Source organism: Enterobacter cloacae complex sp. P27C (assembly GCF_014895705.1).
Lineage (GTDB): Bacteria > Pseudomonadota > Gammaproteobacteria > Enterobacterales > Enterobacteriaceae > Enterobacter > Enterobacter bugandensis.
The window spans coordinates 141,086-155,618 of record NZ_JADBQB010000007.1; the positions used below are offsets into that span (position 1 = coordinate 141,086).

General features: G+C 56.3%; 15 protein-coding genes. 4 read left to right on the top strand and 11 right to left on the bottom strand.

Annotated features, from left to right (window positions below):
• Positions 1–37 precede the first annotated feature (37 nt).
• Genes IM291_RS15995 through cmoB form a run of 3 tightly spaced genes read left to right on the top strand, consistent with a single transcriptional unit; the run spans position 38 to position 2,185 of the window.
• Positions 38–433 carry an MAPEG family protein gene (locus IM291_RS15995; RefSeq protein ID WP_028013630.1) on the top strand — a complete coding sequence of 132 codons (396 nt, stop codon included), beginning with the start codon at positions 38–40 and terminating at the stop codon, positions 431–433.
• A 40-nt stretch (positions 434–473) separates the two neighbouring features.
• On the top strand, positions 474–1,217 hold the full coding sequence (cmoA, locus tag IM291_RS16000) for a carboxy-S-adenosyl-L-methionine synthase CmoA (RefSeq protein ID WP_045260318.1): 744 nt from the start codon (positions 474–476) through the stop codon (positions 1,215–1,217).
• Positions 1,214–2,185, top strand: a complete 972-nt coding sequence (gene cmoB / locus IM291_RS16005; protein ID WP_028013632.1) for a tRNA 5-methoxyuridine(34)/uridine 5-oxyacetic acid(34) synthase CmoB — start codon at positions 1,214–1,216, stop codon at positions 2,183–2,185. Before cmoA ends, cmoB begins: the two co-directional genes overlap by 4 nt.
• 120 nt (positions 2,186–2,305) lie before the next feature.
• Here cmoB and cutC read toward each other — a convergent pair whose 3' ends face one another.
• Positions 2,306–3,049: a copper homeostasis protein CutC gene (cutC, locus tag IM291_RS16010; protein WP_028013633.1), complete on the bottom strand. Its 744-nt coding sequence runs from the start codon at positions 3,047–3,049 to the stop codon at positions 2,306–2,308.
• Between the two features lie 78 nt (positions 3,050–3,127).
• Positions 3,128–3,688: a VOC family protein gene (locus tag IM291_RS16015; RefSeq protein ID WP_045260319.1), complete on the bottom strand. Its 561-nt coding sequence runs from the start codon at positions 3,686–3,688 to the stop codon at positions 3,128–3,130.
• Positions 3,689–3,927: 239 nt separating this feature from the next.
• Between IM291_RS16015 and argS the strand changes: the two genes are divergently transcribed.
• Positions 3,928–5,661, top strand: a complete 1,734-nt coding sequence (argS, locus tag IM291_RS16020) for an arginine--tRNA ligase (RefSeq protein ID WP_028013635.1) — start codon at positions 3,928–3,930, stop codon at positions 5,659–5,661.
• 45 nt (positions 5,662–5,706) lie between these two features.
• Here the strand turns inward: argS and IM291_RS16025 are convergent, their stop codons facing one another.
• From IM291_RS16025 to cheY, 9 genes are all read right to left on the bottom strand, one after another.
• Positions 5,707–6,147, bottom strand: coding sequence for a DUF3421 domain-containing protein (locus tag IM291_RS16025; RefSeq protein WP_028013636.1), 441 nt, complete (start codon positions 6,145–6,147; stop codon positions 5,707–5,709).
• A gap of 45 nt (positions 6,148–6,192) precedes the next feature.
• Positions 6,193–6,483 (bottom strand): hypothetical protein, encoded by a 291-nt coding sequence (locus tag IM291_RS16030; protein WP_192987288.1) that lies wholly within the window; start codon positions 6,481–6,483, stop codon positions 6,193–6,195.
• A 244-nt stretch (positions 6,484–6,727) separates the two neighbouring features.
• A complete protein-coding gene (locus IM291_RS16035) occupies positions 6,728–7,867 on the bottom strand; it encodes a glycoside hydrolase family 105 protein (RefSeq protein WP_192971794.1) in 1,140 nt (379 codons plus the stop codon).
• Positions 7,868–7,871: 4 nt separating this feature from the next.
• The gene (locus IM291_RS16040) at positions 7,872–9,455 is read right to left on the bottom strand and encodes an MFS transporter (RefSeq protein WP_045631221.1); all 1,584 of its coding nucleotides are present in this window, start codon (positions 9,453–9,455) and stop codon (positions 7,872–7,874) included.
• A gap of 263 nt (positions 9,456–9,718) precedes the next feature.
• Positions 9,719–10,111 carry a flagellar protein FlhE gene (locus tag IM291_RS16045; protein ID WP_059358204.1) on the bottom strand — a complete coding sequence of 131 codons (393 nt, stop codon included), beginning with the start codon at positions 10,109–10,111 and terminating at the stop codon, positions 9,719–9,721.
• The gene (gene flhA, locus IM291_RS16050; RefSeq protein ID WP_028013641.1) at positions 10,108–12,186 is read right to left on the bottom strand and encodes a flagellar biosynthesis protein FlhA; all 2,079 of its coding nucleotides are present in this window, start codon (positions 12,184–12,186) and stop codon (positions 10,108–10,110) included. Before flhA ends, IM291_RS16045 begins: the two co-directional genes overlap by 4 nt.
• Positions 12,179–13,327: a flagellar biosynthesis protein FlhB gene (flhB, locus tag IM291_RS16055; RefSeq protein WP_028013642.1), complete on the bottom strand. Its 1,149-nt coding sequence runs from the start codon at positions 13,325–13,327 to the stop codon at positions 12,179–12,181. The genes flhA and flhB overlap by 8 nt, the downstream gene beginning before the upstream one ends.
• A 147-nt stretch (positions 13,328–13,474) precedes the next feature.
• Positions 13,475–14,119 (bottom strand): protein phosphatase CheZ, encoded by a 645-nt coding sequence (gene cheZ / locus IM291_RS16060; protein ID WP_028013643.1) that lies wholly within the window; start codon positions 14,117–14,119, stop codon positions 13,475–13,477.
• A gap of 10 nt (positions 14,120–14,129) precedes the next feature.
• Positions 14,130–14,519: a chemotaxis response regulator CheY gene (gene cheY, locus IM291_RS16065; protein ID WP_008500431.1), complete on the bottom strand. Its 390-nt coding sequence runs from the start codon at positions 14,517–14,519 to the stop codon at positions 14,130–14,132.
• Between the last annotated feature and the right edge of the window lie 14 nt (positions 14,520–14,533).

The window sequence follows — 14,533 nt, forward strand, 5'->3', positions numbered from 1 at the left end:
ATAGTGAAGTGCCATCTGCCAAAAACAGGGAGTTAGTATGGTCAGCGCGCTGTATGCGGTGTTAGGTGCATTACTGCTGATTAAATTTTCGTTTGATGTTGTGCGCCTCAGGATGCAGTACCGCGTCTCTTACGGCGACGGCGGTTTCTCCGAACTGCAAAGCGCTATTCGCATTCACGGTAATGCGGTGGAATACATCCCCGTTGCTCTCATCCTGCTGCTGTTTATGGAGATGAATGGCGCGGAAACCTGGATGGTGCATATTTGTGGTCTGATGCTTATTGCCGGCCGGTTAATGCATTATTACGGCTTTCACCACCGTTTATTCCGCTGGCGTCGTTCCGGCATGAGCGCGACCTGGTGTTCGCTTTTGCTGATGGTGCTGGCTAACCTGTGGTATATGCCGTGGGAGTTGGTTTTCTCCCTCCATTAGCGCACAATACGCCACTTTATTTTTCCCGGATTTTTACGTTATGTCAGATCGCGACACGCTTTTTTCCGCGCCTATCGCCAGCCTGGGCGACTGGACCTTCGATGAACGGGTAGCCGAAGTCTTCCCGGATATGATCCAGCGCTCTGTACCCGGTTATTCCAATATTATCTCTATGATCGGTATGCTGGCTGAGCGCTTCGTTCAACCCGGTACGCAGGTCTATGACCTGGGCTGCTCGCTCGGCGCGGCAACGCTGTCGGTACGTCGTAACATTCATCACGATGGCTGCCGAATCATTGCCGTCGATAACTCCCCGGCCATGGTGGAACGCTGCCGTCGCCATATTGACGCGTACAAAGCGCCCGTTCCGGTGGACGTGGTGGAAGGCGATATCCGCGAGATCGAGATTAACAACGCCTCGATGGTAGTGCTGAATTTTACCCTGCAGTTCCTGGTGCCTGAAGATCGCCAGCTGCTGCTGGACAAAATTTACCAGGGGCTGAATCCCGGCGGCGCGCTGGTGCTTTCTGAGAAATTCAGCTTTGAGGATGCCAAAGTAGGCGAGCTGCTGTTCAACATGCACCACGATTTCAAACGGGCGAACGGCTACAGCGAGCTGGAGATCAGCCAGAAGCGCAGCATGCTGGAAAACGTGATGCTGACGGACTCCGTGGAAACCCATAAAGCGCGCCTGCACAAAGCCGGTTTTGAGCACAGCGAACTGTGGTTCCAGTGCTTTAACTTTGGCTCTCTGGTGGCGCTAAAAGCCGGGGATGCCGCATGATTGAATTCAGCAACTTTTATCAGCTGATTGCTAAAAACCATCTTTCCCACTGGCTGGAGACCCTGCCGGCGCAGATTGCCGCCTGGCAGCGCGATCAGCAGCACGGCCTGTTAAAGCAGTGGTCAAATGCCGTGGAGTATCTGCCGGAGCTGACGCCGCATCGTCTGGATTTACTGCACAGCGTGACGGCGGAAAGCGCAGAGCCGCTCCCTGCCGGGCAGATCAACCGCATCGAAACGCTGATGCGTAATTTAATGCCGTGGCGCAAAGGGCCGTTCTCGCTGTACGGCGTGAACATCAATACCGAGTGGCGTTCAGACTGGAAGTGGGATCGCGTACTGCCGCACCTTTCCGACCTGACCGGGCGCACCATTCTGGACGTAGGCTGCGGCAGCGGTTACCACATGTGGCGCATGATTGGCGCGGGAGCCCATCTGGCGGTCGGCATCGACCCGATGCAGCTCTTCCTGTGCCAGTTTGAGGCGGTGCGAAAACTGCTCGGCAACGACCAGCGCGCGCACCTGCTGCCGCTGGGCATCGAGCAGCTCCCTGCCCTGAAAGCGTTCGATACAGTCTTCTCAATGGGCGTGCTGTATCATCGTCGTTCCCCACTTGAACACCTGTGGCAGCTCAAAGATCAGCTGGTCAGCGGCGGCGAGCTGGTGCTGGAAACGCTGGTGATTGAAGGCGATGAGCATGCGGTTCTGGTGCCGGGCGATCGCTACGCGCAGATGCGCAACGTTTACTTCATCCCGTCCGCGCTGGCGCTGAAAAACTGGCTGGAGAAATGCGGATTTGTGGATGTGCGCATTGCCGATGTTTGCGTAACGTCTATCGAAGAGCAGCGCCGCACCGACTGGATGATCACCGAATCGCTGGAGCAGTTCCTCGACCCGGCCGACCACAGCAAAACCGTTGAAGGCTATCCTGCACCGATGCGTGCGGTGTTGATTGCGACCAAGCCGTAGTTTTTCCCTCTCCCCTGTGGGGTGAGGGGATAAAAAAAGGCCCCTGTTGAAATTGCAGGGGCCTGGTACAAGCAAGCATCATATTGGGCGACATGATGCGCGGTAAAAATCGGTACGTTGCTACACGTGATGACGCTCAATCAGCGACTTCATTTCCGCAACCGACTCTCCCTCTACGCCGTAGCGAGAATATTCATCCGCTTCAGCATCCGTCGACATTGACAGCCCTGTATTGCGATAACGCATGGGTGAAGGTATCCATTTCCCCGCAGAGCTGTGAAGCTCTTCCACCCCGGCGTTTAAAAACCGTTCCAGATTGCTGGCACGGACTCCCGCACCCGCCATTATTATTGGAACACCGGAATGTGCTTTTAGTTCCGTAATTAATTGCAGACCTTTTTCCGCCGAAGACTGCTGTCCCGATGTCAGGACGCGCGCCACGCCAAGTTCGGCAAGCGTATCAAATGCTTGCAGGGGATCTTTGCACATATCAAACGCACGATGAAATGTGACGGCCATTCCTTTCGCGGCGTCCATTACCTTACGCATCCGCGGCAGGTCGACATGTCCGTCTTCATCAAGCAGGCCGGTCACCAGGCCTGGGAACCCCAGGTCGCGAACAAGGGCGATATCTTCAAGCATGGCACTGAACTCGCCCGCCGTGTAACAAAAATCGCCGCCGCGAGGGCGAATAATCGGGTGGACCGGGATGGTGACGGCCTGGCGGGCAGACTTCAACACGCCGTATGAAGGCGTTAACCCCCCTTCTTTCGGGGCGGCGCATAGCTCAATCCGGTCAGCTCCCATCTGTTGCGCCGTTACGGCACACGCCACGCTGTAACAACAAATCTCCAGCAGCGCCATCTGCTTCTCCTTAAAATCAGCTTAACGCGCCATCATGGCACGCCTCTCGTTTCGTGTCTCAGCGACGAATCACAACTCTCAGGCTTCGCTGGCAACGATCTGCTCAATGGTCCAGGGATGAAATTTCACGGTCACCTGCCCGTCCGTCACGGCCAGCGTCGGGTTAGGCAGACGCTCGCGCTCGCCTTTGGGTGAACTCGTCTTCACAAAAATCCCCGGCTTGCTTAACCCGTCGTCTGACAGCAGGGCCAGGGCGCGCGCGTTCAACGTTTCCGGCTCACCCGGCAGGACGATTTCGATATGCTCCCAGCCTTCGTGCGGATAGCGTTTCTCGCCCGGCCACGGCAGTTCAACCACGGTGAACTGCCAGTGCGCCACGTTCACCGGCTCATGCAGTTTGAACAGACAAATGGGGCGTCCATTGATGATGTTCTCAGAGAGCAACTCGCCGCACTGTTCAAACCCGCGACGCCAGCGCTCGGCGGTGGCATTCTGGTGGCAGCGTAAGGAAATGTGATCCGCCTCAAGCGGCACGATATCCAGACCAAGACGGGTGGCAAGTTCTGTGAACGCCTTTGTGAAGCGCGGTAAATCTGCGGAAATATCATGCAGTTCGTCAATGGATTGCCAGTTCGCCATAAGTCAGTCTCTTTTCGTGTCGCAAAGCCGCTAATTTACTCCGTTGCCCCGTTTTGACCAACCGCAGAATCCGGCTTTTTATGACTGCATGGTTATGCACGCTTTCTTAGCCTGGATTCTGAGCAATCTTCGGGCCCCGCAATGCTGACGCCAGAAGGCATTTGCAGTATACTCCCGCCCTAAATTCTTTAACTGGCGCGGGCGGTTGTAAGCCCGCATCAAAAACGTAAGGTATCCAGGTGAATATTCAGGCTCTTCTCTCCGAAAAAGTCAGTCAGGCACTGATTGCCGCAGGCGCACCTGCGGATTGCGAACCGCAGGTTCGTCAGTCAGCAAAAGTACAGTTTGGCGACTATCAGGCTAATGGCGTGATGGCAGTGGCTAAAAAACTGGGCATGCCGCCGCGACAGCTCGCTGAGCAGGTACTGACGCATCTGGATCTCTCCGGCATTGCCAGCAAAACCGAAATTGCTGGTCCGGGCTTTATCAATATTTTCCTTGAGCCTGCGTTCCTGGCGAGCCACGTTGACGCGGCGCTGAAATCTGACCGTCTGGGCGTTTCCCAGCCGGAAGCGCAGACCGTGGTGGTCGACTACTCTGCCCCGAACGTGGCGAAGGAGATGCACGTAGGCCACCTGCGCTCCACCATCATCGGTGACGCCGCGGTACGCACCCTTGAGTTCCTCGGTCACAAGGTGATCCGCGCGAACCACGTGGGCGACTGGGGCACCCAGTTCGGCATGCTGATTGCTTACCTGGAAAAACAGCAGCAGGAAAACGCGGGTGAAATGGCGCTGGCGGACCTGGAAGGGTTCTACCGCGAAGCCAAAAAGCACTATGACGAAGACGAAGCCTTTGCCGAGCGCGCGCGCAGCTACGTGGTGAAGCTGCAGGGCGGGGATCAATACTTCCTCGAGATGTGGCGCAAGCTGGTTGACATCACCATGTCCCAGAACCAGCTTACCTATAACCGTCTGAACGTGACCCTGACTCGCGACGACGTGATGGGTGAAAGCCTGTACAACCCGATGCTGCCAGGCATTGTGGCGGACCTGAAAGCCAAAAACCTGGCGGTGGAGAGCGAAGGCGCAACGGTAGTGTTCCTTGATGAGTACAAAAACAAGGAAGGCGAACCGATGGGCGTGATTATCCAGAAAAAGGATGGCGGCTATCTCTACACCACCACGGACATCGCGTGTGCGAAATACCGTTACGAAACCCTGCATGCGGACCGCGTGCTGTACTACATCGACTCCCGTCAGCACCAGCACCTGATGCAGGCGTGGACTATCGTGCGTAAAGCCGGTTACGTGCCGGACTGCGTGCCGCTGGAACACCACATGTTCGGCATGATGCTGGGTAAAGACGGCAAGCCGTTCAAAACCCGCGCGGGCGGTACCGTGAAGCTTTCCGATCTGCTGGACGAAGCGCTGGAGCGCGCCCGTCGCCTGGTGGCAGAGAAGAACCCGGACATGCCTGCTGACGAACTGGAAAAACTGGCCAACGCCGTCGGTATCGGCGCGGTGAAATACGCGGATCTTTCCAAGAACCGCACCACCGACTACATCTTCGACTGGGACAACATGCTGGCGTTTGAAGGCAACACGGCGCCGTACATGCAGTACGCCTATACCCGCGTGCTCTCCGTGTTCCGCAAGGCGAACATTGATGAAAGCGTGCTGGCGAATGCGACAGTGACCATCACGGAAGATCGTGAAGCACAGCTGGCGGCGCGTCTGCTGCAGTTCGAAGAGACGCTGACGGTTGTCGCGCGTGACGGCACGCCGCACGTGATGTGTGCTTACCTGTACGATCTGGCGGGTCTGTTCTCCGGCTTCTACGAGCACTGTCCTATTCTGTCTGCAGAAAATGAATCGGTGCGTAACAGCCGCCTGAAGCTGGCTCAGCTGACGGCGAAGACCCTGAAGCTGGGTCTGGATACCCTGGGTATCGAAACCGTAGAACGTATGTAAAAAAGAAACCCGGCGGTCGCCGGGTTTTTTTATGAATGATTGCGGTTAGTCGTGAACGAGCACCTGGAAGGTATCTAATTCATACTCTCTGCCGTTATAACCGATGCAGCATCCTCTGCTAAGGTGGCTTCCTGCTTTACCAACAAAGAGGCCATTATCGAATTTTGCACGTGCAACGTAGAGCTTAGCACCATTGGCTTCATGCCCCGCCTCAACCATATTCGGTGGGAAATTTTTCCCCTTAACGTCTACCCATTTTAACGCGCCCACGTAAATTTCAAATTCATTACACAGGTGCTCGCTCCCTCCCCACGGGACCCAAGCCGTATTGCCGAACACCCATTTACCCGGATGAATACCATTATTCAGTTTTGCGCGAATAACAAATAACGGTGAAGGTCCTTTAATACCTGGCACCCCAATTTCATAACCGGCCACAGGCGCGTCCAACGGAATAAATTCATCTCTTTTCGCTGATTTCCACATAATGATTTCCTTTTCAGTTTAAATAATTATCCGTAAATAAAATGATTAGAATTCTGAGATCGAATGAATAGCCAACTCATTGTTCAGGCTTTGAAAAATAATGACCTTAACCAGTGATTTTTCCTGCCCCTTTGCATGCATGAAACGGCGAAGCGCAATAAAGGTATGCAGTTGGCCAGCCACGAGCTGGCTACCGACAAACATTAGCGGGGTATAGCCCGCGCCGTCGATATCATTGAAAACCGATTCGAACATTTGAAGATGTTCATCCGACATTTTATCGGCATGCATATTTACAGAAGGATTAATAACAATACTGCCCATTGCATTTTCCATTGCGTCACTCCTTAAATGTGTATTGGAAGAGTCTTAATGCAATTAAAAAATAGGATAAATACGGAATGCATTTTGTGAAGAAAATCACATATTAATAACAGCCTAAATTTATTTTAATTGTATTATTCACGTCGTAAATATAAACGGAACATCATATTTATGGCGTATTATATTTACCCGCCGTTATTATAAAAAAAGCCCCTTTAAGGAGGGGCTTTGCAGTAATGAAATTATTAAGCAGCCGTCAGAAATATTTGCGTAAATACTCCGTCAGGCACAGAATCGCCATTGCCTGGCCATACGGCATCGACGTCAGCGGTATTTGACGATAAAAATCGAGATCGCTGCCCATTCCCGTCCCGAACGAGGTTTGCAGCAGCTCCCCTTCCGGCGAGATATTTTGCACAATACCGCGAATCGCTTTCTCCGCCACCTCAGCGTACTCTGCGCCGACATAACGCTTGCGCACGGCCTTCAGAATTCCGTAGGCAAACCCTGCCGTGGCCGACGCCTCCAGATAAGAATCAGGATCGTCCAGCAGCGTATGCCACAACCCGCTTTCGTCCTGACATTTTGCCAGCGCGGCGATCTGCGCATTCAGCACCTGCACCAGATAACGGCGCACGGCGTTGTTTTCAGGCAGATCAACCAGTTCGAGGAAGTCGGGGATCACGATGGTGAGCCAGCTGTTGCCGCGCGCCCAGCGGGCCCGGGCAAAGTTATGGTTGCCGTCGTAGCTCCAGCCGTGGAACCACAGCCCGGTCTCCCGGTCCATCAGGTTCTGCACGTGGAGCAGGAACTGATAAATCGCCTCCTCTACGTACTCCGGCTTATTCAGCAGCCTGCCGATTTTCGCCAGCGGCAGCACCGTCATCATCAGCGTGTCGTCCCACATCTGTTGATGATTCTCTTCCGCCAGCGTGATGTGCTGCATGCCGCCGTGTTCGGTGCGTGGCATTTCAGTCATCGCCCACTCCGCCCAGCTTTCCAGCCACGGCAGCCAGGCCGGGTTTTTGCTCTCTTCGTAGCGATAGGCCAGCGTCAGAAACGGCGACATCGTATTGACGTTTTTGGTGGTGGCGCCTTCCGCAAAGCGGTCGGCAAACCAGCTGTCGATAATGTTGCGCATCCCTTCGTCACCGGTCTGGCAGTAGTACTGCCAGATGCCATACAGGCCGACGCCGTGCGTCCACTCCCATCCGGCCCAGCCTTTGGTGTCGATCACGCGCCCGTCGTCCAGCCGCAGCAAAAATTCACCCGTTTTGTCGTGGATATTGACCAGGTTGTGCGTCACTTTTTGAATCAGTGATTTCAGCTCGTCCCGGGCGATAAAGCGCTCTGGCTGACGCAATAGCGGGCTATGTTTGACAGGCCAAACTTTCATCATCTTAACCTCTGTTGTATGTCGAATTGAGTACCGCGCGATCCTTCAGCGAAGATGCAGCTGGCTTATTGCGATTCAGATAACCGATGTTGTTATTGCCCCACAGTGACTCATAAGGCATACCGGCCAGCATCTCGACGGTGGCGCGGGCGTGTGGCGTCGCTGACTCCGGCATCGCATGACCACACTCACGCATTTTCGCGGTCTCCTCGCGCAGCGTGCTGTGGGTCTGCAAATTAAGCCTGAAGCGCAGGGAAACGAGGAAACCGCAGAACAGCACCAGGATGGTGCCCACGCTCAGGATCAGCAGAATGGTGTGGCTCACTTCCGCAGGCTGTACCTTCTGACCGCTGACAAAGCCGGACATTTGCATCACGATGCCTACCAGCATCACCGCACCGGCCTGTGACGCCTTACGGGTCAGGGTCATGATGCCAGCGAAAATCCCTTCCCGGCGCTGGCCGGTGATCGCTTCATCCACGTCAGCAATGTAGGTATAGGTATTCCATGGCACGTAGTTAATACCGCCGCGACCCAGCCCAGCCACCGCAGAGATCAGCAACAGCAGAGCGTAGACGTCGCTCAGACCGGCGTAATAGAGCATGGCGTAAGAGAGAGACGCCAGGCCAAACAGCACCACCACCATGCGGTAGGACGGCGCAGGTCCGAAGCGAATACACAGCGGGATCATCCCGATCACGGCGAGGAACTGGAAGATAGCCATCGTGCCCAGCAGGTTGGACGCCATTGACGCTTCCTGCATCAGCACAAACACCACGTAGTAGGTGAAGACTGCGTTAAATACGTCCTGTGCGATGTAGCCGCCGAGGTACATGCCAAGATGCTGGCGGAAAATCTTGATGCGCAGCGTAGAGCTTAATTCGACAAACAGACGATTGATGCTTTGCCCCAGCGTCAGTTTCTTCTTCTCTTCTTCGGCACGCAGCGCCGCTTCAGACCACTCCTCACGCGGGCGCTCCCAGGTAAAGAACCAGACAAAGGTCAGCATCAGGGCGCACAGCACGGAGAAAACCAGGCTTGCGTAAAAGAATGAGATGGCGTTGTCTTTACCGAAGTGGGTGAGCAGGATCCCCGGCAGGAAGGAGGCCAGAATCGCTGACATCTGCGCCATAGAAATACGCGCCCCGGAGAACTTGGTTTTCTGTTTGAAGTCGTCGGTCATTTCCGGCACCAGCGTCTCGTAAGGCACCAGAATCATGGTGTAGACAATATCAAACACCAGATAGGTCAGCAGGTAGTACCAGAAATTCATGTCCCCTACCCACATCAACGAGTAGCTGAACACGCACGGAATGCCTAGCAGGATAAAGAACTTACGGCGACCAAAGCGCTTTCCAGGCCAGGTCGTACCGAAGTTATCCGTCAAAAAGCCCATTAACGGGCTGACAACAGCATCCAGCACCCTCGCAGCGGCAAAGATGAAGGTTGCTTCAATCGGTGTGAGTCCACAGAAGGTGGTATAAAAATACAAAAGCCAGGCCGCCGTCAGAGCGGTCGTACCAGCCCCGAGAAAATCGCCTGCCCCGTAAGCAAGATAATTTGCGAGTCCAATTTTACGTGTTTTCATTGCCGTCAACCCTAAGCAAATTTGGGAGACTCCCTGCAAGTAAGGCTCATCGGGGAGTTTTTACACGGCTACAGTAAATGCAACGACGTCCTGATACCTTTCTGTTTCTGCCATCACGGGCAGGGTAAATGGCAAAAATGCAAAGAGTCGCGTCACGCGTGTCACTAATTTATAAAACAGCGTTTCTGTTGCATCAAAAGGTGAGGTCAATTTTGCGAGACAGCCATCAGAATTGACTGATGGCTGGTGACAAAGGCAGGCAGCTAGCGGTAGTTGACGATGACAGAATTGCTCTGCACCTTCAGCGCCGGGATCAAACGTCCTCCGCCCGGCACTTCCCAGATAAAACGTAAAGGTTCAATGGCCGGCACGCCGTTGAACGCCTGCGTTGTGCCATTTTCGCCGTCGATTTCCGTGCAGCGGGTCTGTGAGCAGAGGCGCACCCGCAGTCCGGCTGGCGTTGGGCCAATCAGCCTGTAGTTCCACACCACCATCCCCATCTGACCAGAAACCGTTTCAGAGGGCGACAGCGGATTAGAAGACATGGCGACACCCCGGTTGCTGAGGGTCACGCCCATGCTGCTTGCCTGCCAGGTCCCTTCCCCGGCAGCCTGAGCCACCAGCGGGAAGAGCAAAATCCATAGCCATTTCATTATTTTCCTCCAATCGTTGCCGTCATGCGGATATGGCGGTTATCCGACAGTTCCAGATTCGACAGCACAACAAGCTGATTCAGGCTGCGGCGCAGGAAGCGCGACAGCAGCGGACGCAGCGCGTGGTTGACCAGCAGCACCGGCGGCGCGCCCAGCATCTCCTGACGCGCCAGCGCCTCCTGAGTTTGCTCCAGCAGGCGATCCGCCAGGCCAGGCTCGAGGCCGCCGCCGCCCTGCAGGGCCTGCAGCAGCAGGCGTTCAAGCGGCGTATCGAGGCCAATCACCTGGACTTCGCCGGTTCCGGGGAACCACTGCTGGGTGATCGCACGCCCCAGCGCCACGCGCACCACCGCTGTCAGCTCGTGCGGATCGCTCTGCAGCGGCGCATGCTCGGCAAGGGTTTCCAGGATGGTACGCATATCGCGGATCGGCACTTTTTCCTCAAGCAGGTTTTGCAGCACCTTGTGCAGCGTAGTTAACGTCAGCACGCCCGGCACCAGGTCTTCCGTCAGCTTCGGCATCTCCTGCGTCACGCGATCGAGAAGCTGCTGCGCTTCCTGACGGCCAAACAGCTCGGCCGAGAATTGCCCAATCAGGTGATTAAGGTGGGTTGCCACCACGGTACTGGCTTCGACAACCGTATAACCCTGAATTTGCGCCTGCTCTTTCAGCGCGCTTTCAATCCAGATTGCCGCCAGGCCAAAGGCCGGATCGACGGTCTGCTCGCCCGGCAGCGTGCCAGCTGCAGTGCCAGGGTTAATCGCCAGCCAGCGTCCCGGGTAAGCATCGCCGCTGCCAATTTCAACACCCTTCATCAGAATACGATAGCGCGCAGGCGGCAGGTCCATATTGTCCTTGATATGCACCACCGGCGGCAGGAAGCCCATGTCCTGGGCGAATTTTTTACGGATGCTGCGGATGCGGCCGAGCAGCTCGCCATCCTGCTGGAAATCCACCATCGGGATCAGGCGATACCCCACTTCCATTCCCAGGGAATCTTCCAGCTGAACGTCGTTCCAGGTTGCTTCGACGGCCTGGGTGTTCTCCGGCATTTTCACCGGAACCGGATCCGCAGCCGGCCTGGTCTCACGGCCACGCATCCACCAGGCCAGCCCCAGCAGCCCCGCCGTAAACAGCAGGAACACGAGGTTTGGCATCCCCGGCACCAGGCCGAGCAGCCCGAGCACCGCAGCCGCCAGCAGCATAACGCGCGGGTTGCTGAAGAGCTGGCCCACCATCTGCTCGCCAACGTCCTGATCGGTACTGACGCGGGTCACGATAACGCCCGCCGCCGTGGAGATAACCAGCGCCGGGATCTGCGCGACCAGACCGTCACCGATGGTCAGCAGCGTATAGCTTTCCGCCGCGTGTCCCATGTCCATCCCGTGCTGCAATACCCCCACCAGCAGGCCGCCGACCACGTTAATCACCATGATCAGGATGCCCGCGATGGCATCCCCGCGCACAAACTTACTCGCACCGTCCATGGAGCCGTAGAAGTCCGCTTCCTGGGTCACTTCCGCACGGCGTTTTTTGGCTTCATCTTCAGCGATAAGCCCGGCGTTCAGGTCGGCGTCGATCGCCATCTGCTTGCCCGGCATCCCGTCGAGCACAAAGCGCGCGCCCACTTCCGCAATACGCCCCGCACCCTTGGTGATAACCATAAAGTTGATGATAACGAGGATGACGAACACCACGATCCCGATAGCGAAGTTCCCGCCCACCAGGAAGTGACCGAAGGCCTCGACCACCTTACCCGCCGCTGCCGCCCCGGTGTGGCCTTCCATCAGGATGATACGCGTGGAGGCCACGTTCAGCGCCAGTCGCAGCAGGGTGGTAAACAGCAGAATGGTCGGGAACGCGGCGAACTCCAGCGTGCGCTGGGTGAACATCGCCACAAGCAGCACCATAATGGACAGCGCAATATTGAAGGTGAAAAGCAGATCGAGGATGAACGCCGGGAGCGGCAGTACCATCATCGACAGAATTAACAGGATGAGGATCGGCCCGGCAAGGATCTGCCATTGAGTCGATTTCAGGTTGCCGGGCAGGCGCAACATTGCCACCAGATTAGCCATCAGTGTCCTTCTCGTTCATAAAATCCAGCGCGGCAGGCACCGGAAGGTTCTCAGGTTTGACAGGCCGTTGACCGCCGGCCAGACGCCAGCGCTTCAACTGCCATACCCAGGCCAGCACTTCCGCCACCGCGGCGTAGAGCTGTCCAGGGATCTGTTGTCCGATATCCGCGTGGCGGTAGAGGGCTCGCGCCAGCGGAGGCGCTTCCAGGATCGGCACGCGGTTTTCGGTACCAATTTCCCTGATGCGCAATGCAATCAGCCCCGCTCCTTTTGCCACCACTTTCGGCGCACTCATTTTGTTTTCGTCATAGCGCAGCGCCACGGAATAGTGCGTCGGGTTGGTAACGATGACGTCCGCTTTCGGCACGTCTTCCATCATGCGGCGACGGGCGGCGGCACGCTGCATCTGCCGGATACGCCCCTTCACGTGCGGGTCACCTTCCATCTGCTTATATTCGTCGCGGATGTCCTGACGTGACATTCGCAGCTTCTTGAAGTGGGAATAGAGCTGGAAGATAACGTCAAAACCCACCATCGGAATAATGCTGAGCACCACCAGCAGCGCGCAAAGCCCGACAAGGTTCAGCGCATTGCTCATCGCGGTAAGGGGCGACTCGCTGATAAGGCGCATCATTTCGGGCCAGTGGTACCAGAGGAAAAACCCTGCGGAACTGCCCATCAGCACCGATTTGAGAATAGCCTTGAGCAGCTCGGCCCCGGTCTGCGCCGAGAACATTTTCGCAATGCCCTGCAGCGGGTTCAGTTTTGAAAATTTAGGTTGCAGCGATTTTCCGCTAAAGACCAGCCCGCCCAGCATCACCGGGGAGACCAGCGCCACCAGCACCACCCCGGTAATGAGGGGCAGCAGCGCAACCATGGCCCCTTTAATCAGCTGGATAATCTGGCTGAGGATCAGATTCGGGTCGTTGACCATGCTGTGGTCAAAACGTAAGCCGGTGGAGAGCATCCCCGCCAGCTTGCGGGCGAGCGACTCCCCGCCCCACCAGATAATGCACACGCCTACGATAAGGATCAGCAGGGAGGTCAATTCTCGGGATCGGGGGATCTGCCCTTCCTCACGCGCCTTTTCTAGTCGGTGGGGTGTGGGGGCTTCCGTTTTGTCGTCGTTCTCTTCTGCCACAGTGCATGCTCAGCCCATTACGTCACGGGTATCATGCCAGCGCAGCGGAAATCCAATGGCGGGAAAAGCCCGTTTATTCGGGCTCTTTTCGGTGATTTTGTCGTAAACCGCCTCAGGCGGCGTAACCCCCTGAGGCGAAATGGACAATCAGAAGCCGAGGCTGTCCAGCAGGTCGTCCACCTGATCCTGGCTTGCCACGACGCCCGCCTTGCTGGCGTCGAGCTGCGGACCATTGAGCAGGCTTTCGTTCTCGCGTTTTGGACGGGCGGCCGGTTCCGGGATGTTCTCCAGCAGCACCATCAGCAGCTGGCGCTCAATCTCCTGAATCACATCCATCATGCGCTTGATCACCTGACCGGTCAGATCCTGGAAATCCTGCGCCATCATAATGTCCAGCAGCTGGGCGTTGGTGAAGCTGGTGTGGCCCGGCACATCCCCCAGGAACTGACGGGTGTCGGTAACCAGCTCTCGGGCATCCGCCAGCTCGATGGGGTTCTCAAACCACTCATCCCAGCGTTGGGTCAGGGCTTTCGCGCCCTTTTCCATCGCGTCCTGATGCGGCTGCGACGCTTCAACGCTGTTCAGCGCGCGTTCAGCCGCCTGGGCGGTCATCTGCACAACGTAGTCCAGACGGTCGCGGGCGTCCGGGATCGCTTCCGCCGCTTCGGCAATGGCCTGATCCAGCCCCAGTTCACGCAGGCTGTCACGCAGCATGCGCGTCAGGCTGCCGATGCGGACGATGATGTCGCTCGGCGAGTGTTCTTCAACGGGTTTCATTGCAGGTTGCATCATCACCAACACCTCACATGCCGAGTTTCTCGAAGATCTTACCGAGCTTCTCTTCCAGGGTCGCTGCGGTGAATGGCTTCACCACGTAGCCGCTTGCGCCCGCCTGTGCAGCGGCAATGATGTTCTCTTTTTTCGCTTCTGCAGTGACCATCAGCACCGGCATAGACGCCATGCCCGCGTCTGCACGAATGGTTTTCAGTAGCTCCAGACCGTCCATATTCGGCATGTTCCAGTCGGAGATGACAAAACCAAACCCGCCAGCCTGCAGTTTGTTCAGCGCATCCACGCCGTCTTCTGCTTCTTCAACGTTGTTGAAGCCCAACTCTTTCAGCAGGTTGCGCACAATGCGACGCATGGTGGAAAAGTCATCCACAACCAAAAACTTAAGCTCTTTATCCGCCATAAAATAATACTCCT

Coding starts and splice junctions, on each gene's coding strand:
- IM291_RS15995 (WP_028013630.1), top strand. CDS start 38: ATGGTCAGCGCGCTGTATGCGGTGTTAGGTGCATTACTGCTGATTAAA.
- cmoA (WP_045260318.1), top strand. CDS start 474: ATGTCAGATCGCGACACGCTTTTTTCCGCGCCTATCGCCAGCCTGGGC.
- cmoB (WP_028013632.1), top strand. CDS start 1,214: ATGATTGAATTCAGCAACTTTTATCAGCTGATTGCTAAAAACCATCTT.
- cutC (WP_028013633.1), bottom strand. CDS start 3,049: ATGGCGCTGCTGGAGATTTGTTGTTACAGCGTGGCGTGTGCCGTAACG.
- IM291_RS16015 (WP_045260319.1), bottom strand. CDS start 3,688: ATGGCGAACTGGCAATCCATTGACGAACTGCATGATATTTCCGCAGAT.
- IM291_RS16025 (WP_028013636.1), bottom strand. CDS start 6,147: ATGTGGAAATCAGCGAAAAGAGATGAATTTATTCCGTTGGACGCGCCT.
- IM291_RS16030 (WP_192987288.1), bottom strand. CDS start 6,483: ATGGAAAATGCAATGGGCAGTATTGTTATTAATCCTTCTGTAAATATG.
- IM291_RS16035 (WP_192971794.1), bottom strand. CDS start 7,867: ATGAAAGTTTGGCCTGTCAAACATAGCCCGCTATTGCGTCAGCCAGAG.
- IM291_RS16040 (WP_045631221.1), bottom strand. CDS start 9,455: ATGAAAACACGTAAAATTGGACTCGCAAATTATCTTGCTTACGGGGCA.
- flhA (WP_028013641.1), bottom strand. CDS start 12,186: ATGGCTAATCTGGTGGCAATGTTGCGCCTGCCCGGCAACCTGAAATCG.
- cheZ (WP_028013643.1), bottom strand. CDS start 14,119: ATGATGCAACCTGCAATGAAACCCGTTGAAGAACACTCGCCGAGCGAC.
- cheY (WP_008500431.1), bottom strand. CDS start 14,519: ATGGCGGATAAAGAGCTTAAGTTTTTGGTTGTGGATGACTTTTCCACC.